General features: G+C 61.8%; 21 protein-coding genes. 7 read left to right on the top strand and 14 right to left on the bottom strand.

Annotated features, from left to right (window positions below; translation table 11 throughout):
• Window positions 1-48: 48 nt before the first annotated feature.
• The 3 genes from sixA to IAE40_RS06010 are packed head-to-tail and all read right to left on the bottom strand — an operon-like array spanning window position 49 to window position 1,914.
• A complete protein-coding gene (gene sixA / locus IAE40_RS06020) occupies window positions 49-507 on the bottom strand; it encodes a phosphohistidine phosphatase SixA (protein ID WP_153774957.1) in 459 nt (152 codons plus the stop codon).
• Entirely contained in the window at window positions 504-851 is a 348-nt protein-coding gene (locus IAE40_RS06015; RefSeq protein WP_054894233.1) for a DUF4389 domain-containing protein, read from the bottom strand. The genes sixA and IAE40_RS06015 overlap by 4 nt, the downstream gene beginning before the upstream one ends.
• A gap of 37 nt (window positions 852-888) precedes the next feature.
• On the bottom strand, window positions 889-1,914 hold the full coding sequence (locus IAE40_RS06010) for an NAD(P)H-dependent glycerol-3-phosphate dehydrogenase (RefSeq protein ID WP_112898747.1): 1,026 nt from the start codon (window positions 1,912-1,914) through the stop codon (window positions 889-891).
• A gap of 238 nt (window positions 1,915-2,152) precedes the next feature.
• On the opposite strand from IAE40_RS06010, the gene IAE40_RS06005 reads away from it, so the two are divergent.
• The 5 genes from IAE40_RS06005 (at window position 2,153) to fabB (ending at window position 9,028) form a co-directional block, all read left to right on the top strand.
• Entirely contained in the window at window positions 2,153-4,264 is a 2,112-nt protein-coding gene (locus IAE40_RS06005; protein WP_153774979.1) for a TonB-dependent receptor plug domain-containing protein, read from the top strand.
• Window positions 4,264-5,154 (top strand): ABC transporter substrate-binding protein, encoded by an 891-nt coding sequence (locus IAE40_RS06000; protein ID WP_153774959.1) that lies wholly within the window; start codon window positions 4,264-4,266, stop codon window positions 5,152-5,154. Before IAE40_RS06005 ends, IAE40_RS06000 begins: the two co-directional genes overlap by 1 nt.
• Window positions 5,151-7,067, top strand: a complete 1,917-nt coding sequence (locus IAE40_RS05995; protein ID WP_200602831.1) for a response regulator — start codon at window positions 5,151-5,153, stop codon at window positions 7,065-7,067. Before IAE40_RS06000 ends, IAE40_RS05995 begins: the two co-directional genes overlap by 4 nt.
• A 213-nt stretch (window positions 7,068-7,280) precedes the next feature.
• Entirely contained in the window at window positions 7,281-7,796 is a 516-nt protein-coding gene (gene fabA / locus IAE40_RS05990) for a 3-hydroxyacyl-[acyl-carrier-protein] dehydratase FabA (protein WP_054894238.1), read from the top strand.
• Window positions 7,797-7,807: 11 nt separating this feature from the next.
• Window positions 7,808-9,028 carry a beta-ketoacyl-ACP synthase I gene (fabB, locus tag IAE40_RS05985; RefSeq protein WP_054894239.1) on the top strand — a complete coding sequence of 407 codons (1,221 nt, stop codon included), beginning with the start codon at window positions 7,808-7,810 and terminating at the stop codon, window positions 9,026-9,028.
• A 78-nt stretch (window positions 9,029-9,106) separates the two neighbouring features.
• On the opposite strand, the gene IAE40_RS05980 is transcribed toward fabB, so the two are convergent.
• On the bottom strand, window positions 9,107-10,111 hold the full coding sequence (locus IAE40_RS05980; RefSeq protein WP_197891662.1) for an amidohydrolase family protein: 1,005 nt from the start codon (window positions 10,109-10,111) through the stop codon (window positions 9,107-9,109).
• A 118-nt stretch (window positions 10,112-10,229) separates the two neighbouring features.
• On the opposite strand from IAE40_RS05980, the gene IAE40_RS05975 reads away from it, so the two are divergent.
• A complete protein-coding gene (locus tag IAE40_RS05975; RefSeq protein ID WP_200602830.1) occupies window positions 10,230-11,093 on the top strand; it encodes a pirin family protein in 864 nt (287 codons plus the stop codon).
• Between the two features lie 129 nt (window positions 11,094-11,222).
• On the opposite strand, the gene IAE40_RS05970 is transcribed toward IAE40_RS05975, so the two are convergent.
• The 4 genes from IAE40_RS05970 to IAE40_RS05955 all read right to left on the bottom strand — a co-directional run bounded on the left by IAE40_RS05970 (window position 11,223) and on the right by IAE40_RS05955 (window position 15,072).
• Window positions 11,223-11,948: a dienelactone hydrolase family protein gene (locus IAE40_RS05970; RefSeq protein WP_200602829.1), complete on the bottom strand. Its 726-nt coding sequence runs from the start codon at window positions 11,946-11,948 to the stop codon at window positions 11,223-11,225.
• Window positions 11,949-12,144: 196 nt separating this feature from the next.
• Window positions 12,145-14,052 carry a molecular chaperone HtpG gene (gene htpG, locus IAE40_RS05965; protein WP_200602828.1) on the bottom strand — a complete coding sequence of 636 codons (1,908 nt, stop codon included), beginning with the start codon at window positions 14,050-14,052 and terminating at the stop codon, window positions 12,145-12,147.
• Window positions 14,053-14,140: 88 nt separating this feature from the next.
• A complete protein-coding gene (locus tag IAE40_RS05960) occupies window positions 14,141-14,599 on the bottom strand; it encodes a PaaI family thioesterase (RefSeq protein ID WP_054894246.1) in 459 nt (152 codons plus the stop codon).
• Window positions 14,596-15,072: a PaaI family thioesterase gene (locus tag IAE40_RS05955; protein WP_200602827.1), complete on the bottom strand. Its 477-nt coding sequence runs from the start codon at window positions 15,070-15,072 to the stop codon at window positions 14,596-14,598. Before IAE40_RS05955 ends, IAE40_RS05960 begins: the two co-directional genes overlap by 4 nt.
• Window positions 15,073-15,227: 155 nt before the next feature.
• Here IAE40_RS05955 and IAE40_RS05950 point away from each other — a divergent pair, with 155 nt between their 5' ends.
• Window positions 15,228-15,503 (top strand): hypothetical protein, encoded by a 276-nt coding sequence (locus tag IAE40_RS05950; RefSeq protein WP_054894248.1) that lies wholly within the window; start codon window positions 15,228-15,230, stop codon window positions 15,501-15,503.
• Between the two features lie 82 nt (window positions 15,504-15,585).
• On the opposite strand, the gene IAE40_RS05945 is transcribed toward IAE40_RS05950, so the two are convergent.
• The 6 genes from IAE40_RS05945 to odhB all read right to left on the bottom strand — a co-directional run bounded on the left by IAE40_RS05945 (window position 15,586) and on the right by odhB (window position 23,212).
• Window positions 15,586-16,335, bottom strand: a complete 750-nt coding sequence (locus IAE40_RS05945) for a DUF599 domain-containing protein (protein WP_200602826.1) — start codon at window positions 16,333-16,335, stop codon at window positions 15,586-15,588.
• Between the two features lie 198 nt (window positions 16,336-16,533).
• A complete protein-coding gene (gene brnQ / locus IAE40_RS05940) occupies window positions 16,534-17,847 on the bottom strand; it encodes a branched-chain amino acid transport system II carrier protein (protein ID WP_054894250.1) in 1,314 nt (437 codons plus the stop codon).
• A 388-nt stretch (window positions 17,848-18,235) separates the two neighbouring features.
• Entirely contained in the window at window positions 18,236-19,120 is an 885-nt protein-coding gene (gene sucD / locus IAE40_RS05935; RefSeq protein ID WP_016393102.1) for a succinate--CoA ligase subunit alpha, read from the bottom strand.
• Complete coding sequence (gene sucC / locus IAE40_RS05930; protein WP_011534748.1) at window positions 19,120-20,286, bottom strand: ADP-forming succinate--CoA ligase subunit beta; 1,167 nt, start codon at window positions 20,284-20,286, stop codon at window positions 19,120-19,122. Before sucC ends, sucD begins: the two co-directional genes overlap by 1 nt.
• 170 nt (window positions 20,287-20,456) lie before the next feature.
• On the bottom strand, window positions 20,457-21,893 hold the full coding sequence (lpdA, locus tag IAE40_RS05925) for a dihydrolipoyl dehydrogenase (protein WP_054894251.1): 1,437 nt from the start codon (window positions 21,891-21,893) through the stop codon (window positions 20,457-20,459).
• A gap of 95 nt (window positions 21,894-21,988) precedes the next feature.
• Window positions 21,989-23,212, bottom strand: coding sequence for a 2-oxoglutarate dehydrogenase complex dihydrolipoyllysine-residue succinyltransferase (gene odhB / locus IAE40_RS05920; protein WP_200602825.1), 1,224 nt, complete (start codon window positions 23,210-23,212; stop codon window positions 21,989-21,991).
• Window position 23,213: the final 1 nt, after the last annotated feature.

Raw genomic sequence — 23,213 nt, 5'->3', positions numbered from 1 at the left:
CGTCGTTATCGGCCTCCCACCACGCAAGCGCAGGACCTGAAGATAAAATCAGGGGGCGACACGCTGTCTCAGCAATGTCATCACACCGAGAGGTGGCAAATCCCCTTCAAGTTCTGCCAGGTTCGCAGTGCTCATATGTGCTGGCTGCTGCAAATGCCCATGCTCCAGCACTCCCACCAGCGCGCCCACCAATGGCTGATGACTGACCAACAGCACATGTTCAAGCCCCAACCGCTCGATCTCTGCGATGACCTCCTCCACCCGACTTTCCGGCGTAAGCCACGGCACGGTGCGTACCGGCTCGATGAAACCAAGGGTGTCATGCACCAGCGCAGCCGTCTGCTGGGCGCGCACAAAAGGGCTGGCAATGATCGCCTGCAACGGCTGGCCTAGCAGTCGTGCGGCGCTGTGCAGCACTTGCTCGCGACCATGGGCCGTGAGGCGACGCTCGGCGTCGGTGTTGGCCCGTGGCTCTGCCTCGCCATGGCGCAGGATCCACAGCTTCACAGCTTGGGCTCCTCGTCGCGCACCGGGTGCGGCGCCGGGGCAACCGCATGCGGCGCCTCGCCTTCAGGGGCACGGGGGCCAGGCCAGTCGGCAAACGGCCAGGGTTTCTGGTCGGTGTGGAAGGTGCCAAAGCGACCGATCTGCGCCAGATACTGGCTGAGGCTGTCGCCGAAGTTCATCAGGCTGGCACTCGGCGCGCCATACACCAGACGGTAGATCAGCTGCACCAGCACCAGCCCGCCAAGCAGCAGCTCGGCCAGTTGCCAGACCACCAGGAACACCAGCATCCACAGCACCCGCAGGATGATCGACTCGCGCTGGGCGCGCTCGGGCGTATCGTTCATGTGTCGCTCCTTGCTCTGATTTGGAGCCGCTGACGGCTCAGTTGAAACCGCTGGTGGAAATGAAATCGACGTCGGTCTTGGGCTCGGCACGCATCAGGTGCTCGATCACCTGGGCCAGGGTTCGCCCCTCGAACAGAATCGCGTGCAGCCCGGCCACCAGCGGCATGTAGACCTGCACTTCCTGAGCCTTGGCCTTGAGCACTTTCAAGGTATTCACCCCTTCGGCCACTTCGCCCAGGCGGCTGACTGCCTCTTCCAGGCTCAACCCCTGCCCCAGGGCATGTCCGACCTGGTAATTGCGGCTCTTGGGCGAGGAGCAGGTGACGATCAGGTCACCCACCCCTGCCAGCCCCAGGAAGGTCATGGGGTTGGCGCCCTGGCTCACGGCGAAGCGGGTCATTTCGGCCAGCGCCCGGGTGATCAGCATGCTCTTGGTGTTCTCGCCCATCTCCAGCGCCACGGCCATGCCGGCGATGATCGCGTAGACGTTCTTCAGCGCGCCTCCAAGCTCCACACCGAAGCGGTCGGCGCTGGCATAGACGCGAAAGGTGCGCCCGTGCAGGACATCCTGCACGCGCTGGCACAGCGCCTCGTCCTCACTGGCAACCACAGTGGCGGTCAAGGCATGCTCGGCGATCTCACGGGCCAGGTTCGGCCCGGACAGCACGCCGATACGCGCCTGGGGTGCGATCTCTTCGAGAATCTGGCTCATCAGCTTGAAGGTCTGCGCCTCGATGCCCTTGGTCAGGCTGACCAGGCACTTGCCGCGCAGCAGCTCGGCATGTGGCGCGAGTACGCTGCGCAAGGCGCTCGACGGCAGCGCGACGAACACCAGGTCGCTCGATTGCAGGGTCGCCAGCAGGTCATTGACCGGCTCGACGCCATCATGCAGGCGAATGCCTTTGAGGTAACGAGGATTCTCGCGGTTGGCGCGCATGGCCTCGGCCTGCTCCGGGTCGCGCATCCATTGACGCACCGGATTGCCGTTTTCAGCCAGCAGGTTCGCCACGGCGGTGCCGAAGCTCCCGCCTCCCAGAACTGCAACAGGTTGCTGTTCAGTCATATTCAATCCGTTAAAGCCATTAAGTTGAGTGGCGACGCAGGCATTATACGGCTCGTCTGCTACAGAACCAGTGTCGGCACCAGCCTCTTCACAGGCAAAGCCGCCTGCACGGCGCGCGCACGCATGCCTTGCCAGAAGGGATTTATCCGAAAGAGGGTGGCAAATCCAGCGCAGATCACTGGAAAAACCCCCACGGTCGGTTACCATGCCTGGTTTATCCCGCACACAAGGCCGTCACGTGTTCCCAGGCACGCCTCCTGCACCCCGCCTGCTGTTGCTGACCGCCCTGCTCGGGGGTTCGGCCATGGCCGATGACCTGTTCATCGACAACCAGGACCTGCCGCAGGTTCTGACCGCCACACGTCTGAAACAATCCCCGGCCGCAGTGCCCGGCAGCATGACCGTGCTCGACAGCGAACTGATCCGCGCCAGCGGCGCGCGAGACATCCCCGAGCTTTTGCGCCTGGTGCCCGGCATGATGATCGGCTACGGCGCCGGTAACCAGCCGACCGTCAACTACCATGGCAGCAACGTCAACGACGCCCGGCGCATGCAGGTGCTGATCGACGGCCGTTCGGTGTACCGCGCAGGCCTCGCCACCGTGGACTGGAGCGATATCCCGCTGGCGATCGAGGATATCGAACGCATCGAGGTGTTCCGCGGCCCCAATACCGTCAGCTATGGTGCCAACGCCCTGATGGCCGTGGTCAACATCCTCACCCGCAGCCCCGCCGACAGCCACGGCACGCGACTGAAGATCACCCAGGGCCAGGATGGCATCAACGATTTCTATGCCAGCCAGGGCTTCGGCTGGGAAGGCGGCGATCTGCGCCTGTCGATGTCCGGCATGCAGGACGATGGCTTCGACAAGAACCAGTACGGCCAGGACTACCGCGACAGCCGCCGGCTGACCCGCTTCAACCTCAGCGCCAGCCACACCCTGGCGCCCGACCAGACCCTCGAATGGCAACTGGCGGCCAAGGAAGGCAGCAACCAACGCCCCTACACCTATACCCCGGTGTTCCCCTTCATCACCGGGCGTGGCGACAACGCCGACCTCAACGCCAAGGATTACGCGGGCTCGGTGCGCTGGAACATCGACTTCAGCCCCGAGCACAGCCTGTACGTACAGGGCTCGGCGCAGCAGTTCGACCGCCAGCAGGTATGGCGTGCTTGCGATGCGACGCTGGCTTTCAGCCCCGAGTTGACCCGGCTGTGGCAACTCAATCCAGACTACGCCGAACAAGTGGCGCGCAACGCCAACAACCCGCCCAACAACAACGACCCGGTATTGCAGAGCCTGCGCAACCAGATCAAGAGCCAGTGGGACAACGGCGGTAACCGTGAAGTCTGCGGTGATGTCGACCAGAGCACACGCGAAACCCGCTACGACCTGGAAATCCAGGATACCCTGAGCCTCACCGACACCCTGCGCCTGCTCAGCGGCTTCAACTACCGCTATGACCGTGCCGACTCGCAGACCTACTTCAACGGCAGCCTCGACGACCGCACCTGGCGCTTGTTCGGACAGCTCGAATGGCGCGCCGACGAACACTGGATCCTCCAGGGTGGGGCCATGTTCGAGGACAGCGAGTTGTCCGGCAGCTCGCTGACTCCGCGCGTGGCGGTCAACTACCTGATCACCCCGCGCCACGGCCTGCGTGCGGTGTACTCCGAGGCCGTACGTTCGCCGGACATGTTCGAGAACAACGTCAACTGGAGCTACACGGTCAAGAACCTCACGCCCAACGCGCTGGGTTTGCAGAACGGTGAATACTTCGTCAAGACCCGTGGCCCGGGCAACCTCGACCAGGAGCGCATGCGCTCGCGCGAGCTGGGCTACAACGGCTACTTCGCGGACATCGACCTGAGCCTGGACGTCAAGCTGTTCTACGACGAAATCACCGGGATGATCAGCGAGCCGCTGAAGAACAACCAGTACATCGCCAGCAATGCCAACAAGTCCCGCTTCAGCGGCACCGAGACACAACTGGACTGGCGCCTGAGCATGCGCGACCGTCTGCGCCTGACGTATGCCTACGTCGACGCCTGGGCCAGCAACCCCGACGACCGCCGCCTCAGCGCACGCAACAGCGGCTCGGCCGGCTGGATGCGCGACTGGGGCCAGGGATGGTCGAGTGCCCTCTTCTATTATGGTGACGACGCCCTCAACCAATACCGCTACGAGCGTATAGACCTGCGCGTGGCCAAGCGCCTGCGGGTGTATGGCAGCTCGCTGGAGCTCGCCGCGCTGTGGCAGCAGCGGCTGGACGACCAGCCCACCACCATCGAGCAGAACCGCTACGACAGCCGCCATCGCCTGAGTTTCAGCGCGGAGCTGGAGTTCTGATGCTGCGCCTGCTGCGCCTGTTGCTGCTGTGCCTGTGGCCGATGGGCGCGCTTTCGGCCAGCGAAATCCTGCTGGTGGGCAGCGAAGACCAGCCCGGTGTGCGCAGTTTCGTCGCCGCACTGGAGGCACGCCGCCCTCACGACCACGTGCGCTTCCAGACCGTGGCGCAACTGCCCCGCCCAGCGTTGCTCAAACCCGAGACCCGCTTGATCCTGCTGGACAACGTCGCACTCGACTGGCGCATGGGCGAAACCGCAGGTCCTGCGGCGCTGGTCCTGCGGGTCAGCCGCGTGCAGGCCGAACAGCGCCTGGGAAAGTCGCGCCCCTCCTACCTGAGCCTGCTGTGGAGCGACCCGCCACTGCCACGGCAACTGCGCCTGACCCGCTACCTGCTACCGCAAGCGCGACGCATTGGCGTGCTGTACGGCCCCGGCAGCCGCTTTCTGATCGATGAGCTGCGCCAGGCTGCGCGTGGCCTGGGTCTGGAGATCGTCGCCCAGGACTGGGCCGACCTGCGTGACAGCCGCCCGTTGCAGCACCTGCTGGGCAACAGCGACGTTCTGTTGGGAATCGACGATCCCGAGTTGTACAACTCCAAGACCGCCAAGAACGTCCTGCTCAGCAGCTATGGCCGACAGATGGCGCTGATCGGCCCCAACGCCGGCTTCGTTCGCGCTGGCGCCCTGGCGAGCACCTACAGCGACCAGGACGACTGGCTGGCAGTACTCGACGACTTGCTCGACCAGCCACCGGCACACTGGCCCCGTAGTCTCTATCCCGAACACTACGGGGTCAGCGGCAACCAGCAGGTCGCCCGCGCCCTGGGCCTGGAACCCATCGATCCGAACGCCGCCGCCCTGGCCCTGGCCGAAGGAGAACCCACCCCATGACCAAGCGCCTGAGCTGGGACATCCACACACGCACCCAGATCATCAGCCTGGGGCCCGCGCTGCTGCTGACCCTGCTGTTGATCAGCTTCTTTACCTTCGTGCGTATCCAGGACTTGCGGCAGGAGCTCAACCACACCGGTCAACTGATCGCCAACCAACTGGCGCCAGCCTCCGAATACGGGGTGATCTCAGGCAACAACGAGGTGCTCGAAAGCTTGATGCGGGCGACCCTGAGCATCCCTCACGTGCGTTTTCTCGAGGTGCAGGACAGCCGCAACCACATCCTGGTCTACGTCGAGCAGTCGGGTGAAAGCGTCAGCCGCGCCCAGCGCGTCGAGGTGTTCCAGGCGCCCATTCGCCTGCAACAGATCCGCCTGGACAACGACTTCCTGCAGGAAGGCAAGACGCCCCCCAGCATTGGCGACGATTACCTGGGGCGAGTGATCGTCGGCATGTCCGACGACGCCTTCAGCGAACGCCAACAGGAGATCGTGATCAAGGCCGGCATTCTCGCGCTGTTCGCCTTGCTGTTCACCTTTCTTCTCGCCCGGCGCCTGGCCAGGAGCCTGTCCAAGCCGATCAGTGACATGGGGCATGCGGTCGAGGCCATCCAGCAGGGCGAGTTCAACGCCCCATTGCCAGTGGTCGACGATAGCGAACTGGGCCATCTGGCACGCCACATCAACAACCTTGCCAGCGCCCTGGACCAGGCCAGCCACGAGCAGAGCCAGGCCATTGCCCAGTTGACCCAGGCGCGCGAGGAGGCCGAGCAGGCCAACCGCGCCAAGTCCGACTTCCTGGCGATGATGAGCCACGAGCTGCGGACCCCGATGAACGGCGTACTCGGCATGCTGCAGTTGCTGGAAACCACCCCGCTGACCGGTGAGCAAGCCGAATACACGGCCGTGGCCAGCGAGTCCACCGGCCACCTGCTCAAGGTGATCAACGACATCCTCGACTTCTCGCGTATCGAACGCACCAGCCTGGAACTGGAGCACATCGATTTCAACCTTGGCGAGCTGATTGCCAGCAGCGTGCAATCGTTCCAGCACAGCGCTCAACAGCGCAACCTGGCCCTGCACCTGCACCTGCCGCCGGGCATGGACCGCCTGCAAGTGATCGGCGATCCGACACGCATCCGCCAGATCCTGTTGAACCTGGTAGGCAATGCGTTGAAGTTCACCGAGCGCGGCGAAGTGGAGATCGAGGCCCGCTGGCAAATGCTCGACCGTCAGCTGCTCTGGCTGACCTGCGCGGTCCGCGATACCGGCATCGGTATCGACAGCGATCGCCTGGAAACGATGTTCATCGCCTTCCAGCAAGCCGACAGTTCTATTTCAAGGCGTTACGGCGGCACCGGGTTGGGCCTGTCCATCGCCCGCACTCTGGCCGAGCGCATGGGCGGCAAGTTGCGCGGCGAAAGCCGCGAGGGCATGGGTTCGACCTTCACCCTGGAAGTCCCTTTGATGCTGTCGAGCAAGCCAGCAGCGCGCCTGCTCGGTCACGAGCATGACGCACTGCTGGGTGGCGACGGCCAGCGCGTCCTGCTGGTGGAAGACAATCCGGTCAACCAGAGCGTCATCGAAGCCATGCTGCGCAGCTTGGGCTTCGAGGTCAGCGTGGCACTGGACGGCGCGCAAGCGGTGGAAATGGCGGGCCAGCAAAGTTTTGCGGCGATCCTGATGGACTGTCGCCTGCCCCAGATGGACGGCTACGAAGCCACACGCCGCATCCGCCAGCACGGCGCGCAACTGCCGATCATCGCCTTGACCGCCAATGCTCTGCAGGGCGATCGTGAACGCTGCCTGGCTGCAGGAATGAACGATTACCTGAGCAAACCGTTCAAACGCACCGATCTGCAACGCATTCTGCAGCGCTGGTTGCCCGGCCGGACAGCCGCGACTGGCGATTAATGATAAAGTGCGGCAGTCTTAAAGACTGGACAGGGCCGTCGTTGGCCCTGAAAATAAAACTTTCAGTGCACACCTGTACTTCTTTTGCCAGGTGCGCTGTGACTTTCACCACAACGCAATAGTCTACCTGTAGGCTGCCGCCCGGACTCTCTAGGATTTCGGGTTGGCCGGGAAGATTCATCCCCTGCCACAGGGGGTTATTGAGGAGCTCGCATGACCAAACAACACGCCTTTACTCGGGAAGACCTGCTGCGCTGCAGTCGCGGTGAGCTGTTCGGCCCCGGTAATGCGCAACTGCCCGCCCCGAACATGCTGATGGTAGACCGCATCACCCACATCAGTGAGGAAGGCGGCAAGTTCGGCAAAGGTGAATTGGTCGCCGAGCTGGATATCACTCCAGACCTGTGGTTCTTCGCCTGCCACTTCGAAGGCGATCCGGTGATGCCGGGCTGCCTGGGCCTCGACGCCATGTGGCAGCTGGTTGGCTTTTTCCTCGGCTGGCAAGGCTTGCCGGGCCGCGGTCGCGCACTGGGTTCGGGCGAAGTGAAGTTCTTCGGCCAGGTGCTGCCTACCGCCAAGAAAGTCACCTACAACATCCACATCAAGCGCGTCCTGAAAGGTAAGCTGAACATGGCCATCGCCGATGGCTCGGTCAGCGTCGACGGTCGCGAGATCTACACCGCCGAAGGCCTGCGGGTCGGCGTGTTCACCTCCACTGACAATTTCTAAGGGTTATTCGCATGCGCCGCGTCGTTATCACTGGTCTGGGCATCGTTTCGTGCCTGGGCAATGACAAAGCTACCGTCACCGAAAACCTGCGCAACAGCCGTCCGGGTATCCGTTACAACCCGGAATACAAGGAAATGGGGCTGCGTAGCCAGGTTTCCGGCTCTATCGACCTGAACCTTGAAGAGTTGATCGACCGCAAGGTCTATCGCTTCGTCGGTCACGCCGCCGCCTACGCCTACCTGGCGATGCAGGACGCGATCAAGGACGCAGGCCTGACCGAAGAGCAGGTGTCCAGCCCACGCACCGGCCTGGTTGCAGGTTCCGGCGGCGCTTCGACCCTGAACCAGATGGAAGCACTGGACACCCTGCGCGAGAAAGGCGTCAAGCGTGTCGGCCCGTACCGTGTCACCCGTACCATGGGCAGCACCGTATCGGCGTGCCTGGCTACCCCGTTCAAGATCAAGGGCATCAACTACTCGATCTCGTCGGCCTGTGCCACCTCCGCACACTGCATCGGCACCGCGCTGGAGCAGATCCAGTGGGGCAAACAAGACATCGTCTTCGCCGGCGGCGGTGAAGAAGAGCACTGGAGTCAGTCGTTCCTATTCGATGCCATGGGCGCCCTGTCGACCAAGCGCAACGAAACCCCTGAGCTGGCCTCGCGCGCCTACGACGCTGACCGTGATGGCTTTGTCATCGCTGGCGGTGGCGGCATGGTAGTGGTCGAGGAGCTGGAACACGCCTTGGCCCGTGGCGCCAAGATCTACGCCGAAATCGTCGGCTACGGTGCGACTTCCGATGGTTACGACATGGTCGCCCCAAGCGGCGAAGGCGCGATCCGCTGCATGCAGCAGGCGCTGTCCACCGTCGACACCCCGATCGATTACCTGAACACCCACGGCACCTCGACGCCGGTCGGCGACGTCGCTGAAATGAAAGGCGTGCGCGAAGTGTTCGGCGACAAGGCACCCAAGATCAGCTCGACCAAGAGCCTGTCCGGCCACTCGCTGGGCGCCGCTGGCGTGCACGAGGCGATCTACTGCCTGCTGATGATGGAAAACAACTTCATCGCCGGCTCCGCCAACATCGACGAACTGGACCCAGAGGTCGCCGACCTGCCGGTACTGCGTCAGACCGAAGAAAACGCCAAGATCGACACGGTCATGAGCAACAGCTTCGGCTTCGGCGGCACCAACGCCACCCTGGTGCTCAAGCGCTGGACTGGCAAGTAAGACGCTGCTGCGACAACGAAAACGCCCCGACTGGTTCGGGGCGTTTTCATTTGTGTTGCCTGCGAAAGGGTCGGCAGTTCAACGCTGCCTGGGCAGCACCGCAAGGAAATTATCCCTCGCCACCTTGCGCGCCACGGCTTCAGGCAACGCATCCAGAAACGGCTCGAATCCGTGCATCTGCTCGCCGACGCTGCCGAACTTGCCCACCACATCCGAACCCAGCATGAATCGATCGGGGAAGCGCTCGACCAGCGCCAGCCACGCCTTGCGGGGCTGGCCCTGCTCATCCAGCAGATAGGGCTTCAGTACACTCCACGACAGGTCGATGTACAGATTCGGATAAGCCTCGAGCATGCGCGCAAGCGTTGGCAGGATGAAGTCCATCTGCGTCTGGTGACGATGGATCTCCATGCTGGTACCGGCATGGGCCCAGATGAAACGCGTATGGGGATGATTGCGCAGCGGCTCCTCGATCTCCGCCAGGTACAACGGGTTACGCTCACGCTTGGAGGTGATGTTCGAATGCACCAGCACCGGCAAGTCACGCTCGGCTGCCAGGTGATAGATGCGTGTCATCGCTTCGTTGTTGGCTCGCGGTGTGTCACCGCTGGTCAGTGCAGTGAGGTCATCATGCCGGGTGAACACCTCACCGATGCCCTGCCAGAACCCCGGATGCAAGTCGAGCATGCGCTCAATGTGACTGACCGCGTTCTTGTCCACCGGGTTGAAACCCGACAGGAATGGATGAAAGCGTTTCTGCTGTTCGGCCGACAACTTCTGCACCGCTGCCACTACATGGATATCGGTAGCACTGAACCAGTAGGCATCAGCATCGTCGCCCGCGTAATAGCGTGGGCGCTTGGGTTCATCCTCATGCCATTTCTTCGCCACCGGGATACCGGAAATCATCGCGTGCTCGACGCCGGCCTCGTCCATGGCTTTCAGCAGTGCAGGCATGCCTTCGGTTTCCTGGAAGAAGTCGACGTAATGCAGATGGGCGTCACTGTAGCGGTAGTCGCGCGCCTGCGTCGCCTGACACAAGCATCCAGACAACAATATGCAGGCCAGCACTCTAGCAATCATGGAGCAGCTTCCTTGTTCCAGTCAGGAACAGGGTAGACCCGCGCACCTGCAAGACGGTTCAGCACGCCGCCGCGACCCGCTATGCTAGGCGCATCCCCTGCCCGCCCGGAGCCCGACCATGAGCAGCCCCCTGATCATCCGCCCACGCGCCGAATCGGTGGAGGGCCAACCGATCCTGCGCCCCCTGCCATCGGCTCAGTGCCGCAGCGTCGGCCCCTTCGTGTTCTTCGACCACATGCTGGAAACCGACTACGCCCCCGGCAGCGGCATGGACATCCGCCAGCACCCGCATATCGGCCTGTCGACCCTGACCTACCTGTTCGAAGGGGAAATCCTGCACAAGGACAGCCTGGGCTCGAACCAGCACGTACTGCCAGGTGACGTCAGTTTGATGACTGCCGGACGCGGCGTGGCCCATGTGGAGCGGACACCGGCACAAGCCCTCGACGAGGGTTCGCGGCTGCACGGCCTGCAGGTATGGCTGGCATCGCCCAAGACGCACGAACAAGGCGACCCGAGCTACAGCTACCACCCCGCAAGCAGCTTACCGGTGAGTGACAACCTGGGGGTACGCATCCGCCTGATCGCCGGTACCGGATTCTGCCTGGAGTCGCCAGTACCGGTGCTCTCTCCTACCCTCTACGCCCAGGTGCAGATGCAGGCGGCAACCTCGCTGATCGTGCCGAACGAGCACGCACAACGAGCACTGTACCTGCTCGACGGCGAGCTGGTGCTAAACGGCGACGAGGTAGAGGCGTGCAGCCTGGTGGTGCTGCCAGAGGGCGAAGCAGTGGAGCTGTATGCCGAAGGCGAGTGCCAGTTGGTGCTGATAGGCGGCGCGCCGCTGGACGGACCTCGGCGGATGAACTGGAATTTCGTTGCCAGTGATCCGCAGTTGATCGAACAGGCCCGGGCACGCTGGGCGGCAGGTGACTGGCCGCAGGTGCCGGGGGAGACCTCCCGGATCGAGCTACCTCGCTAGGTTCGGCCGCTTTGCGGCCGTTCGCCGGCAAGCCCGCTCCCACAAGGATGGAGCAACCCTGACAAGCAGCGCTGCACCTGTGGGAGCGGGCTTGACCGCGAAGGGCTGCATAGCAGCCCCAATACACCGTCAGTGTGAAAACACTTCTTCCAGCAGATTGTGCATCGCGCGGAAGGCCCGCTCCGAGGTGCGACGGTCGTACTGCATCTTGCCCGGCACGTTGGCATTCGGGTCGGTAAACGAATGTACCGCACCGCCATAGCTCAACAGTTGCCAATCAACCTTGGCAGCGTTCATTTCAGCCTCGAACGTCGGCAGTTGCTCCTGGGGCACCAGCGGGTCGGAAGCACCGTGGAGCACCAGCACCGAGCCCTTGATGCGCTTGGCATCTTCAGGGTTCGGCGTGTCCAGGGTGCCGTGGAACGACACCGCCGCTTTCAGATCAGCGCCGGTACGTGCCAGCTCCAGGGCGCAGCAGCCGCCGAAGCAGAAACCAAAGGTACCTACCTTGCCCGGCGCCAGCAGCGCCTTGGACTGCCCGAGCAATTGCGCCAGGGCTTCCTGCATGCGCTTGCGCAGCTCGGCGCGGTCATTTTTCAGCGGCATCATCGCCGCACCGGCCTCATCGGCGTTCGACGGACGCACGCCCTGGCCATACAGGTCGGCGATCAGCACCACATAGCCCTTCTCGGCCACTTCCTTGGCGATTCGCTCGGCACCTTCGCCGATGCCCATCCAATTCGGCGCCATCACCAGCCCTGGTCGCCCCAACGCCCCCGGCTCGTAAACCAGACGGCTTTCATAGCCTCTGCCGGAAACGTGATAGACCAGCGACTCGACGATTACCTTGCTCATCAAACTCCTCCTGAACCTGGAACTGTTCCGTATCACAACCCTAGTGTGTACGGACCCCGGTGCAAAAGGCTAGCCGATGCTGACGATCTTCATGATTACCAGAAAGGTCACATTAGAAAAAAGCGAGCCTGTAATTGATAAGTGTGAACGGGCACAAAAAAACCCGCCGAAGCGGGTTTTTTCATGAAGCTCGAACTCAGGCCGACAGCTCGACCAGCAGCTTGTTCAAGCGACGTACGTACGCCGCCGGATCCTTCAGGCTGTCACCGGCAGCCAAGGCCGCCTGGTCGAACAGGATGTGCGACAGCTCCGAGAAGCGGTCCTCGCTCTGCTCGCTGTCGAGCTTCTCGATCAGCGGGTGAGTCGGGTTGAACTCGAAGATCGGCTTGGAATCCGGCACCTTCTGCCCGCTGGCCTCGAGGATCTGGCGCATCTGCAAGCCCAGGTCCTGCTCGCCAATGGCCAGGATCGCCGGCGAGTCGGTCAGGCGGTGGGAAACGCGCACTTCAGCCACGCTTTCACCCAGCGCACTCTTCAGACGCTCGACCAGCCCTTCCTTGTCCTTGGCGACTTCTTCCTGGGCCTTCTTGTCCTCTTCGGAATCCAGCTTGCCCAGGTCCAGGTCGCCACGAGCGACGTCAACAAAGCCCTTGCCTTCGAACTCGCTCAGGTAGCTCATCAGCCACTCGTCGATGCGATCGGTCAGCAGCAGCACTTCGATGCCTTTCTTGCGGAAGACTTCCAGGTGCGGGCTGTTCTTCACCTGCGCATACGACTCACCGGTGAGGTAGTAGATCTTGTCCTGGCCTTCCTTGGCGCGGGCCAGGTAGTCCGCCAGGCTGACGCTCTGTTCGCCGCTGTCGTCGTGGGTGGAGGCAAAGCGCAGCAGGCCTGCGATCTTCTCCTTGTTGGCGAAGTCTTCCGCCGGGCCTTCCTTCAGCACCTGGCCGAAGTTCTTCCAGAAGCCTTTGTACTGCTCGGGCTCGTTCTTGGCCAGCTTCTCCAGCATGTCCAATACGCGCTTGGTCAGGGCCGACTTCATCGAGTCGATGATCGGGTCTTTCTGCAGGATTTCACGCGACACGTTCAGCGACAGGTCGTTGGAGTCGACCACACCCTTGATGAAGCGCAGATACAGCGGCAGGAACGACTCGGCCTGGTCCATGATGAACACGCGCTGCACATACAGCTTCAGGCCGCGCGGCGCTTCGCGCTGGTACAGGTCGAAGGGGGCGCGGGCCGGTACGTACAGCAGCGAGTTGTACTCGAGCTTGCCTTCGACCTTGTTGTGGCTCCAGGCCAGCGGGTTCTCGAAGTCATGGCCGATGTGTTTGTAGAACTCCTGGTATTCCTCGTCCTTGATCTCGGTACGCGAACGGGTCCACAGGGCGCTGGCGCGGTTGACGGTTTCCCATTCCTCGGCCGGCTGTTCTTCGCCTTCGGCGGCAGCAGCCTGCTCCTTGGGCAGCTGGATCGGCAGAGCAATGTGGTCGGAGTACTTCTTGACCACGTTGCGCAGACGCCAGCCGTCGGCGAACTCCTGCTCGTCCTTCTTCAAGTGCAGGACGATGCGGGTGCCGCGCTGCGGCTTGTCGATGGTGGCGACTTCGAAGTCGCCCTCGCCTTTGGACGACCAGTGCACGCCTTCGGCTGCAGGTGCGCCGGCACGACGGCTGAAGACATCGACCTTGTCGGCGACGATGAAGGCAGAGTAGAAGCCCACACCGAACTGACCGATCAGGTGCGAGTCCTTCTTCTGGTCGCCGGTGAGGTTCTTCATGAAGTCGGCGGTGCCGGACTTGGCGATGGTGCCCAGGTGCGCGATGACATCGGCGCGGCTCATGCCGATACCGTTGTCCTCCAGCGTCACGGTGCCAGCATCCTTGTCGAAGCTGACGCGAATCTTCAGATCGGCATCGCCTTCGAGCAGCTCAGGCTTGGCCAGGGCTTCGAAACGCAGCTTGTCGGCAGCGTCAGAGGCGTTGGAGATCAGCTCGCGCAGGAAGATCTCCTTGTTCGAGTACAGCGAATGGATCATGAGGTGCAGCAGTTGCTTGACCTCGGTCTGGAAGCCCAGGGTTTCTTTTTGAGTCTCCACACTCATCGTCTTCAAACTCCGATCTGTTGGTCATTGCACCCGACGGCAATTGCGCATGGCCGGGCAGATGTTCAGCAGATGGGGGCAGGTCCGACTATTTCAAGGGCTTATGCGGTTCGATCTTGAAATGCGCCCGGGCAGTGGCGATAGGCGAGTCGCGATCGCCTTGCCAGGCGGTAATCGCCACGTTGGTCACTCGACGGCCCTGGCGCCATAGTTGGCACTGGGCATACGTGTCGCGGTAGTGCCCGGCGCGCAGGTAGTCGATGGAGAAATCGATGATCTTGGGAATGCTCAGGCTCTCGCTGAAAATCAGCAGATAGAGCGCTGCCGAAAGCTCCATGAAACCCGCAATGACGCCCCCATGGATGGCCGGCAGCAAAGGGTTGCCGATGTTGTCCTGATTGGCCGGCAGGCGGAACAGCAGATCATCGCCCTGGCGCTCGCATTCGATGCCGATCAGCCCGGCATAGGGAATCAGCGCCAGCAACGGCGCATAGTCGCCGCGGGCATGGGCCTGAGTCAGCTGCTTGCGAACTTCCTCGGGAATCATGCCCTGCCCTCCTTGAGGCCGCTGCCGAAACGGATACCACCACGGGCTTCCTGCCCAAGACGCATGAAGGTGCCGACCACCTGACAGATCGGCTGAGCAGGATCGTCCTGATAGGCCGTGCCGCGGGTGAAGATCACATCACGCGTGACGCGATAACACTGGGCATGGCCATGGATGTCCTTGCCAGGCTGCGCAGGATGCATATAGTCGATACGCAGGTCCAGGGTCGGGCAGACTTCGAACTGCGGCAGTACACATAGGGTGGCCATGCCGCAGGTGGTGTCCATCAGCGTGGTCAGCACGCCGCCATGGACAGCGCCAGTCTGTGGATTGCCAACGATCGCTGCCGACCAGGGCAGTACCAGGGTCATGCCCTCGGCATCAGCGTGATGGACACGCATCTGCAACACCTGGCAATGCCTGAGCGCTGAAAGAAAACGTCCAGCCATCGCCATCAAGGCAGTCTCACTCATGGTCCGCGTACTCCTTGCCGACTCGACATTTCACAAATCAACGGAAAAGTCGATATAGAACGGGGTGTTATATATCTGCAACCTGCGTTGAACTTATGGCTGGCGGATGGACTCGAAGGTTTCAAGTAAGTTATTCCACCAAGGAGAAACACCCCATGCGTAAACCTTTTGCTTTTGCTCTGATGCTGGCCGCTGCCATGGGCCTGGCTGCTTGCGACAAGGCGAGCGAAGACAAAGCCCAGGACGCACAGCAACATGCCGAGCAAGCCCAGGAGAAGATGGGCGAGGCTCAGGATAAAGTGAACGAGGCCGCCAAGGAAAACGCCGAAGCCGCCAAAGATCAGGCCGAAGCGCAGCAGAAAGCCGCCGAGGAAGCCCAGCCTTCCACTCCGGCACCTTCCACTGCTCCGGCCGAACCTGCCAAGCAGTAATTATGCTGAACGGAAAAACCCGACTTGCGTCGGGTTTTTTTGTGCCTGCAACTAACTGATGAAACGCTTCAGTCAGTGTCTATCAATTCATATGTACCGAAGTGTCCTTGCCCGCTTCGCTGTGCACACTTTCGGTGGGTGTGAAGACCATCACTTCCAGTACATGGGAGTGGAACTCCCTTCGGTACAGAATGAATACGACTCCGATACTCAGCACCATGAACATCCACGGACTGACGAACCAACTGAGCATGGCCATGCCGAAGTAATACGAGCGCAGCCCCAGGTTGAACTGGTTGGCCGCCAGCGAAAGCACCCTCGCCGCGCGTGAAGCGAAGGCTTTGCGCTCCAGCTCGCTGACCTGCCGCTCACCGATCATCGGCGCCGAACCCACCAACACCGCAGCGAAATTGTATTGGCGCATGCACCAACTGAAGGTGAAGAAGGCATAGACGAACACCAGCGCCAGGCACAGCAGCTTGATCTCCGACATCCCCTGCGAGGCCTGCTGCACCAGCGGCAGGTCGGCCAGCAGCGACAGCGCGCGATCGGAGGCGCCGAGCACGGTGAGGATACCTGCCAGGATGATCAGGGTGCTCGAGGCAAAAAACGAGGCATTGCGCTCCAGGTTGCCGATCACGCTGGCGTCGGCGATGCGGTTGTCGCGCAGCAACATACGGCGCATCCAATCTTCCCGGTAGAGATGCAGGACGCTGGCCAGGCACGCAGTGTCGCGCCCCTTCCAGGTGGCGTAGCGGGTGTAGCCGCCCCAGCATAGCGCGAACCAGGCGATGGCCAGCAGGTTGTGGAGATTGCTTTGGATGAAGGTCATGCAGGGTTTCCGAGGCCGGTGCATAGAGAGATTAGAGTCCGAATTCGACGCTGGCCATCGCCGAAAGGCACACTTGGGCTCTGAAAACCTCATTGCCAACAAAAAGCCCCGTATCCTTTCGGATACGGGGCTTCGGGTTCAAACACCCAGCAAGTGCCAATGGGCTTGTGGCCAGCACCTGCTGCAGGCTTCAACCCATCAGGCCAGCGCCTCGCGTGGCTTGCCGAGCAGACGATCACAGACCACCGCGGCGGCCAGAGCGATCACCGAAGGTACCAGCCAGGCCAGGCCCTGCTCGCTCAGCGGCAAGTGCGCCACCGCGTCCGGCAGGATGTGCGCCAGGCTGCTGCCCTTGATCGCATCGACCATGCCGAACAGCAGCGAAACCAGCATGACCGGCGCAAGAATGCGTACAGGCGAGTTCCACAGGTCCTTCACGAAGCTCAGGCCCACGACCACGATGCATGGCGGGTAGATGGCGGTCAGCACCGGGATCGAGAACATGATCAGCTTGGTCAGGCCCAGGTTCGAGATCAGCAACGAGAAGCCTGCCAGGATCACCACCAGGGCGCGGTACGACAGCGGCAGGATCTGGCTGAAGTACTCGGCACAGGCACAGGTCAGGCCCACGGCAGTGACCAGGCAGGCCAGCGCGATCAGCACGGCCAGGAAACCACTGCCCAGCGAGCCGAAGGTGTGCTGCACGTAGGCATGCAGAACCGCAGCACCGTTGCTCGCATTCGCAGCGATCTCATGGCTGCCGGCGCCGAGGCGGAACAGGCTGATGTACACCAGGGCCAGGCCTACACCGGCGATCAGGCCGGCGATGATGGCATAGCGAGTGATCAGCTTGGGCGATTCCACACCGCGCGAGCGAATGGCGTTGACGATGACGATGCCGAACACCAGGGCACCGAGGGTATCCATGGTCAGGTAGCCATTGATGAAGCCTTGGGAGAACGGAGCTGCGACGTAAGCCGGCTGCGCGTCACCAATCGAGCCCGCTGGCAGCGCGAAGGCAGCAATGCCGAGCACCGCCAGGGCGATGATCTTCAACGGTGCCAGGAAGCGACCGACGGTATCGAGCAGCTTGCCCGGATACATCGACACGGCCAGCACCACAGCGAAGTACACCAGGCTGTAGATGAACAGCGCCAGCGGGCTTTCACCGGTCAGTGGCGCCACACCCACCTCGAACGAAACGGTCGCGGTGCGCGGGGTAGCGAACAGCGGGCCGACCGAGAGGTAGCAGACTGCCGCCAACAGGCCGCCGAAGAACTTGCCGATCGGGCTGCTCAGGGCATCCATCCCGCCACCGACCTTCGCCAGGGCAACCACGGTAATGACTGGCAGACCCACGGCGGTGACCAGGAAGCCCAGCGCCGCCATCCACACGTGCGGACCGGACTGCAGGCCAACGATAGGCGGGAAGATGATATTGCCCGCACCGACGAAAAGCGCGAACGTCATAAAGCCAAGCGCCAGGATATCCTGGCCTTTTAACACTTTCATTTAAGGAAGTACCACACTGCTGAAATCGGGATTCGAGAAGGGATTTCCACATGGATGAGGGAAATGCTGCCCGGCTTGATGAGCCAGACCCGTTTAGCGTGTCGTTCCCTTTTGGGGTACGGGCACAGAGTGAACGCGTAGGTTACAGAATTTACCGGGCAAACGCACTGCAATGGTGCTGGTTGTCCGATGTGCGTATGTGTTTGTCGTCTGCGTGACCGAGGATGGCTGGATTATCCTCGGATTGAAACCATCGTCTGCTGGAAAAATCCTATGGGCCCGATCGAATAATCTGAGTTGTCATTTCCGGGCCCATCGCGGGACGACCCAGAACGACAAAGGCCACCCGAAGGTGGCCTCTGTGCGCGTGGGGGGTATAGCGTGTTACTTACTTCTTGGCTTCCCAGCCAGTCAGCTCGGCCAAGGCCTTGCCGATGTCAGCCAGGGAACGCACGGTCTTCACGCCAGCGTCCTGCAGTGCAGCGAATTTCTCGTCTGCAGTGCCTTTGCCGCCGGAGATGATGGCGCCAGCGTGGCCCATACGCTTGCCCGCAGGTGCGGTAACGCCAGCGATGTAGGAAACGACAGGCTTGGTGACGTTGGCCTTGATGTAGGCAGCAGCTTCTTCTTCAGCCGAACCGCCGATCTCACCGATCATGACGATCGCTTCGGTCTTCGGGTCTTCCTGGAACAGCTTCAGGATGTCGATGAAGTTGGAGCCTGGGATCGGGTCACCGCCGATGCCGACGCAGGTCGACTGGCCGAAGCCGGCGTCGGTGGTCTGCTTGACCGCTTCGTAGGTCAGGGTGCCGGAACGGGAAACGATACCGACCTTGCCTGGCAAGTGAATGTGACCTGGCATGATGCCGATCTTGCACTCGCCCGGAGTGATGACGCCTGGGCAGTTAGGGCCGATCAGGGTGACACCCAGCTCGTCGCACTTGACCTTGGCGTCCAGCATGTCGAGGGTAGGAATACCTTCGGTGATGCAGACGATTAGCTTGATGCCGCCAAAGGCCGCTTCCAGGATCGAGTCTTTGCAGAACGGAGCCGGAACGTAGATGACCGAAGCGTCAGCGCCGGTTGCTTCCACAGCTTCCTTGACGGTGTTGAACACCGGCAGGCCCAGGTGGGTGGTGCCACCCTTGCCTGGGGTGACGCCGCCGACCATCTTGGTGCCGTAGGCGATGGCTTGTTCGGAGTGGAAAGTGCCCTGCGAGCCGGTGAAGCCCTGGCAGATGACTTTGGTGTCTTTATTGATCAGGACGCTCATTACTTGCCCTCCGCAGCTTTGACAACTTGTTGAGCAGCGTCGGTCAGGCTGGTTGCCGCAATGATGTTCAAACCGCTTTCTGCCAGTACTTTAGCGCCCAGTTCGGCGTTGTTGCCTTCGAGGCGGACAACGACCGGTACTTTCACGCCGACTTCTTTCACTGCACCGATGATGCCTTCGGCAATCATGTCGCAACGAACGATACCACCGAAGATGTTGACCAGAACGGCCGCGACATTGCTGTCGGACAGGATGATCTTGAACGCTTCGGTAACGCGTTCCTTGGTAGCGCCGCCGCCAACGTCGAGGAAGTTGGCTGGCTTGCCGCCGTGCAGGTTGACGATGTCCATGGTACCCATGGCCAGACCGGCACCGTTGACCATGCAGCCGATGTTGCCTTCCAGCGCTACGTAGTTCAGTTCGAACTTGGCAGCGTGGGCTTCACGGGCGTCGTCCTGGGACGGGTCGTGGAAGGTCTTCAGCTTAGGCTGACGGTACATGGCGTTGGCATCGATGTTGATCTTGGCATCGAGGCAGTGCAGGTCGCCGTCGGCCTTGATCACCAGCGGGTTCACTTCCAGCAGGGCCAGGTCGTGATCCTTGAACAGCTTGGCCAGACCTACGAAGATCTTGGCGAACTGTTGTACTTGCTTGCCTTCCAGGCCCAGCTGGAATGCCAGCTCGCGACCCTGGAACGGCTGAGCGCCGACCAGCGGGTCGATGGTAGCCTTGAGGATCTTCTCAGGAGTTTCGTGAGCGACTTTCTCGATGTCCACGCCACCTTCGGTGGAAGCCATGAACACGATACGACGGCTCGAACGATCCACTACAGCGCCCAGGTACAGCTCTTTGGCGATGTCAGTGCAGGATTCGACCAGGATCTTGGAGACTGGCTGACCGTTGGCGTCAGTCTGGTAGGTAACCAGATTCTTGCCCAACCACTGCGCAGCGAACGCCTTGGCGTCTTCCTTGCTGCGAACCAGCTTGACGCCGCCCGCTTTACCGCGACCACCAGCGTGGACCTGGGCTTTGACAACCCACTCGGAACCGCCGATCTTGTCGCAGGCTTCTGCGGCTTGCTCAGGGGTATCTACAGCGAAACCCTTGGAAACTGGCAGGCCGTACTCAGCGAACAGCTGTTTACCCTGATACTCGTGAAGATTCATGCTTTTTACCGTCTTCGTTAGGTACTGCGCTTCGGCGCTGCGCTGTTTCCAGAGCCGCGCCACCTGTGACCGTTAACCCCGGATTTTTCCGGTGGCCCGGTCCGGCGGACATTCCGCGGTGGATCTTGCACGCAAGACCCACGACGGGCAGCCCGCCGTGGTTTTTATAATTAACGCTTCTTACGGTTGGCCACGTGAATGGCACCGCCATTCACAGCCAGCGCTGCTTCATGCAACGCTTCGGACAGGGTCGGATGGCTGAAGACCATCATGCCCAGGTCCTCGGCACTGGTGCCGAATTCCATTGCGATCGCGCCTTGCTGAACCAGCTCGGCAGCCGATGGGCCGATCACGTGAACACCCAGTACGCGGTCGGTCTTGGCATCGGCGATGACCTTGACGAAGCCACCGGTGTCGTTGGCAGCCATCGCACGGCCGCTGGCCGCGAACGGGAAGGTGCCCACGTTAACCTCAACGCCTTCGGCTTTCAATGCTTGTTCGGTCTTGCCGACCCACGCGATTTCCGGGTGGGTGTAGATAACCGAAGGGATCAGGTCGTAGTTCATCTGAGCCTTGTGGCCCTTGATGCGCTCGACGACCATGATGCCCTCTTCCGAGGCCTTGTGTGCCAGCATCATGCCGCGAACCACGTCGCCGATGGCGTAGACGCCCGGCACGCTGGTGGCGCAGTAGTCGTCGACGAAGATGTAGCCACGCTCGTCGATGTTCACACCGCTGTCGGCAGCCAGCAGATCAGTGGTCACAGGACGACGGCCGACCGCAACGATCAGCTTGTCGAAGACGATCTTCTGCTCGCCTTCGGCGTTGGTGTAGGTGACTTCGACTTCGTCGCCGTTGACTTTGGAGCCAGTGACGCGCGCGCCCAGCTTGATGTCCAGGCCTTGCTTGGTCAGGGTCTTCTGAGCTTCTTTCGAGACGGCGGTGTCGGCAGCCATCAGGAAGGTGTCCAGCGCTTCCAGCACGGTCACTTCAGCACCCAGGCGAGCCCAGACCGAGCCCAGCTCCAGGCCGATGACGCCAGCGCCGATCACGCCCAGGCGCTTGGGTACCGATTGGAATTCCAGGGCGCCGGTGGAGTCGACGATGACGTTCTGGTCGACCGGAGCCGGCGGAATGTCGATCGGACGCGAGCCGGAGGCCAGGATCACGTTCTCGGCTTCGATGACTTCGGTGGTACCGTCAGCCTTGGTGACTTCGACTTTCTTGCCAGCCAGCAGCTTGCCGTGGCCCTGGATCGAAGTAACGCCGTTGGCCTTGAACAGGGTGGCAACGCCACCGGTCAGGTTCTTGACGATGCCAGCCTTGCGGCCAACCATCGCGGCGACGTCCATCTTCACTTCGCCAGTGGAGATGCCGTGGACGTTGAAGCTTTCTTTTGCTTCCTTGTATTTCCAGGAGCTGTCCAGCAGCGCCTTGGAAGGAATGCAACCTACGTTCAGGCAGGTGCCGCCCAGGGCCAGCTTGCCCTCGGCGTCGGTGTACTTCTCGATACAGGCAGTCTTCAGACCAAGTTGGGCAGCCTTGATGGCAGCAACATAGCCGCCAGGACCCGCACCAATCACCACTACGTCGAATTTCTGGGTCATAAAAGATTCCTTATCAGCTTCAAGCTACAAGCCGCACGCGGCAAGGCGACCTGCTCCGGTCGGGAGCCTGTCGCCTGCAGCGTGCAGCTGCGTGATTAGATGTCCAGCAGCAGACGGGACGGATCTTCCAGCAGGTTCTTGATGGTCACCAGGAAGGTTACCGCTTCCTTGCCGTCGATCAGGCGGTGGTCATAGGACAGCGCCAGGTACATCATCGGGCGAATGACCACTTGGCCATTGATCGCCATCGGACGCTGGATGATGTTGTGCATACCCAGGATCGCGGCCTGCGGCGGGTTGACGATCGGGGTCGACATCATCGAGCCGAAGGTACCACCGTTGGTGATGGTGAAGGTACCGCCGGTCATCTCTTCGATCGACAGCTTGCCGTCACGGGCCTTCTTGCCGAAGGTGGCGATGCCGTTCTCGATCTCGGCCAGCGACATCGACTCGGCATTGCGCAGCACCGGTACCACCAGGCCACGGTCGCTGGAGACGGCAACGCCGACGTCCGCGTAGCCATGGTAGACGATGTCGTTGCCATCGATCGAAGCGTTGACTGCCGGGAAGCGCTTCAGCGCCTCGGTGGCAGCCTTGACGAAGAACGACATGAAGCCCAGGCGTACGCCGTTGTGGGTCTTCTCGAACAGGTCCTTGTACTTCGAACGCAGGGCCATGACTTCGGTCATGTCGACTTCGTTGAAGGTGGTCAGCATGGCCATGCTCGACTGGGCTTCGACCAGACGCTCGGCGATCTTGGCGCGCAGGCGGGTCATCGGCACGCGCTTCTCGGTGCGATCGCCAGCAGCGACGACAACCGTAGCAGCGGCAGCAGCAGCCGGCTTGGCAGCAGGTGCGGCAGGGGCCGACTTCTTGTTGGCGACTGCAGCCACCACATCTTCCTTGGTGATGCGACCGCCTTTACCGGTACCGGAAACGGTCGCCAGGTCGATGCCGTTCTCTTCGGCCAGCTTGCGCGCGGCAGGGGCGGCAACCGGGTCGTCTTCGCCAGCGTCGGCGCCAGCAGCGGCCGGAGCGGCAGCAGGAGCGGCGGCGGCAGCAGGAGCTGCAGCAGCAGTGCCACCTTCAACGATCGAACCCAGGACTTCGTCGGACAGGACGGTGTCGCCCTCGCCCTTGACAATGTCGCCCAGCACGCCATCGGCGGTGGCCAGGACTTCCAGGACGACCTTGTCGGTCTCGATGTCGACGATCAGCTCGTCACGCTTGACGGCTTCGCCCGGCTTCTTGTGCCAGGTGGCAACGGTGCCATCGGCAACCGATTCCGGGAAGGTTGGGGCTTTGATCTCGATAGCCATT

Source organism: Pseudomonas sp. S44, assembly GCF_016624805.1.
Classification (GTDB): domain Bacteria; phylum Pseudomonadota; class Gammaproteobacteria; order Pseudomonadales; family Pseudomonadaceae; genus Aquipseudomonas; species Aquipseudomonas machongensis.
This window is presented reverse-complemented; position numbering and strand designations above follow the sequence as displayed.

Coding starts and splice junctions, on each gene's coding strand:
- IAE40_RS06015 (WP_054894233.1), bottom strand. CDS start 851: ATGAACGATACGCCCGAGCGCGCCCAGCGCGAGTCGATCATCCTGCGG.
- IAE40_RS06010 (WP_112898747.1), bottom strand. CDS start 1,914: ATGACTGAACAGCAACCTGTTGCAGTTCTGGGAGGCGGGAGCTTCGGC.
- IAE40_RS06000 (WP_153774959.1), top strand. CDS start 4,264: ATGCTGCGCCTGCTGCGCCTGTTGCTGCTGTGCCTGTGGCCGATGGGC.
- IAE40_RS05995 (WP_200602831.1), top strand. CDS start 5,151: ATGACCAAGCGCCTGAGCTGGGACATCCACACACGCACCCAGATCATC.
- fabA (WP_054894238.1), top strand. CDS start 7,281: ATGACCAAACAACACGCCTTTACTCGGGAAGACCTGCTGCGCTGCAGT.
- fabB (WP_054894239.1), top strand. CDS start 7,808: ATGCGCCGCGTCGTTATCACTGGTCTGGGCATCGTTTCGTGCCTGGGC.
- IAE40_RS05980 (WP_197891662.1), bottom strand. CDS start 10,111: ATGATTGCTAGAGTGCTGGCCTGCATATTGTTGTCTGGATGCTTGTGT.
- IAE40_RS05975 (WP_200602830.1), top strand. CDS start 10,230: ATGAGCAGCCCCCTGATCATCCGCCCACGCGCCGAATCGGTGGAGGGC.
- IAE40_RS05970 (WP_200602829.1), bottom strand. CDS start 11,948: ATGAGCAAGGTAATCGTCGAGTCGCTGGTCTATCACGTTTCCGGCAGA.
- htpG (WP_200602828.1), bottom strand. CDS start 14,052: ATGAGTGTGGAGACTCAAAAAGAAACCCTGGGCTTCCAGACCGAGGTC.
- IAE40_RS05960 (WP_054894246.1), bottom strand. CDS start 14,599: ATGATTCCCGAGGAAGTTCGCAAGCAGCTGACTCAGGCCCATGCCCGC.
- IAE40_RS05955 (WP_200602827.1), bottom strand. CDS start 15,072: ATGAGTGAGACTGCCTTGATGGCGATGGCTGGACGTTTTCTTTCAGCG.
- IAE40_RS05950 (WP_054894248.1), top strand. CDS start 15,228: ATGCGTAAACCTTTTGCTTTTGCTCTGATGCTGGCCGCTGCCATGGGC.
- IAE40_RS05945 (WP_200602826.1), bottom strand. CDS start 16,335: ATGACCTTCATCCAAAGCAATCTCCACAACCTGCTGGCCATCGCCTGG.
- brnQ (WP_054894250.1), bottom strand. CDS start 17,847: ATGAAAGTGTTAAAAGGCCAGGATATCCTGGCGCTTGGCTTTATGACG.
- sucD (WP_016393102.1), bottom strand. CDS start 19,120: ATGAGCGTCCTGATCAATAAAGACACCAAAGTCATCTGCCAGGGCTTC.
- sucC (WP_011534748.1), bottom strand. CDS start 20,286: ATGAATCTTCACGAGTATCAGGGTAAACAGCTGTTCGCTGAGTACGGC.
- lpdA (WP_054894251.1), bottom strand. CDS start 21,893: ATGACCCAGAAATTCGACGTAGTGGTGATTGGTGCGGGTCCTGGCGGC.
- odhB (WP_200602825.1), bottom strand. CDS start 23,212: ATGGCTATCGAGATCAAAGCCCCAACCTTCCCGGAATCGGTTGCCGAT.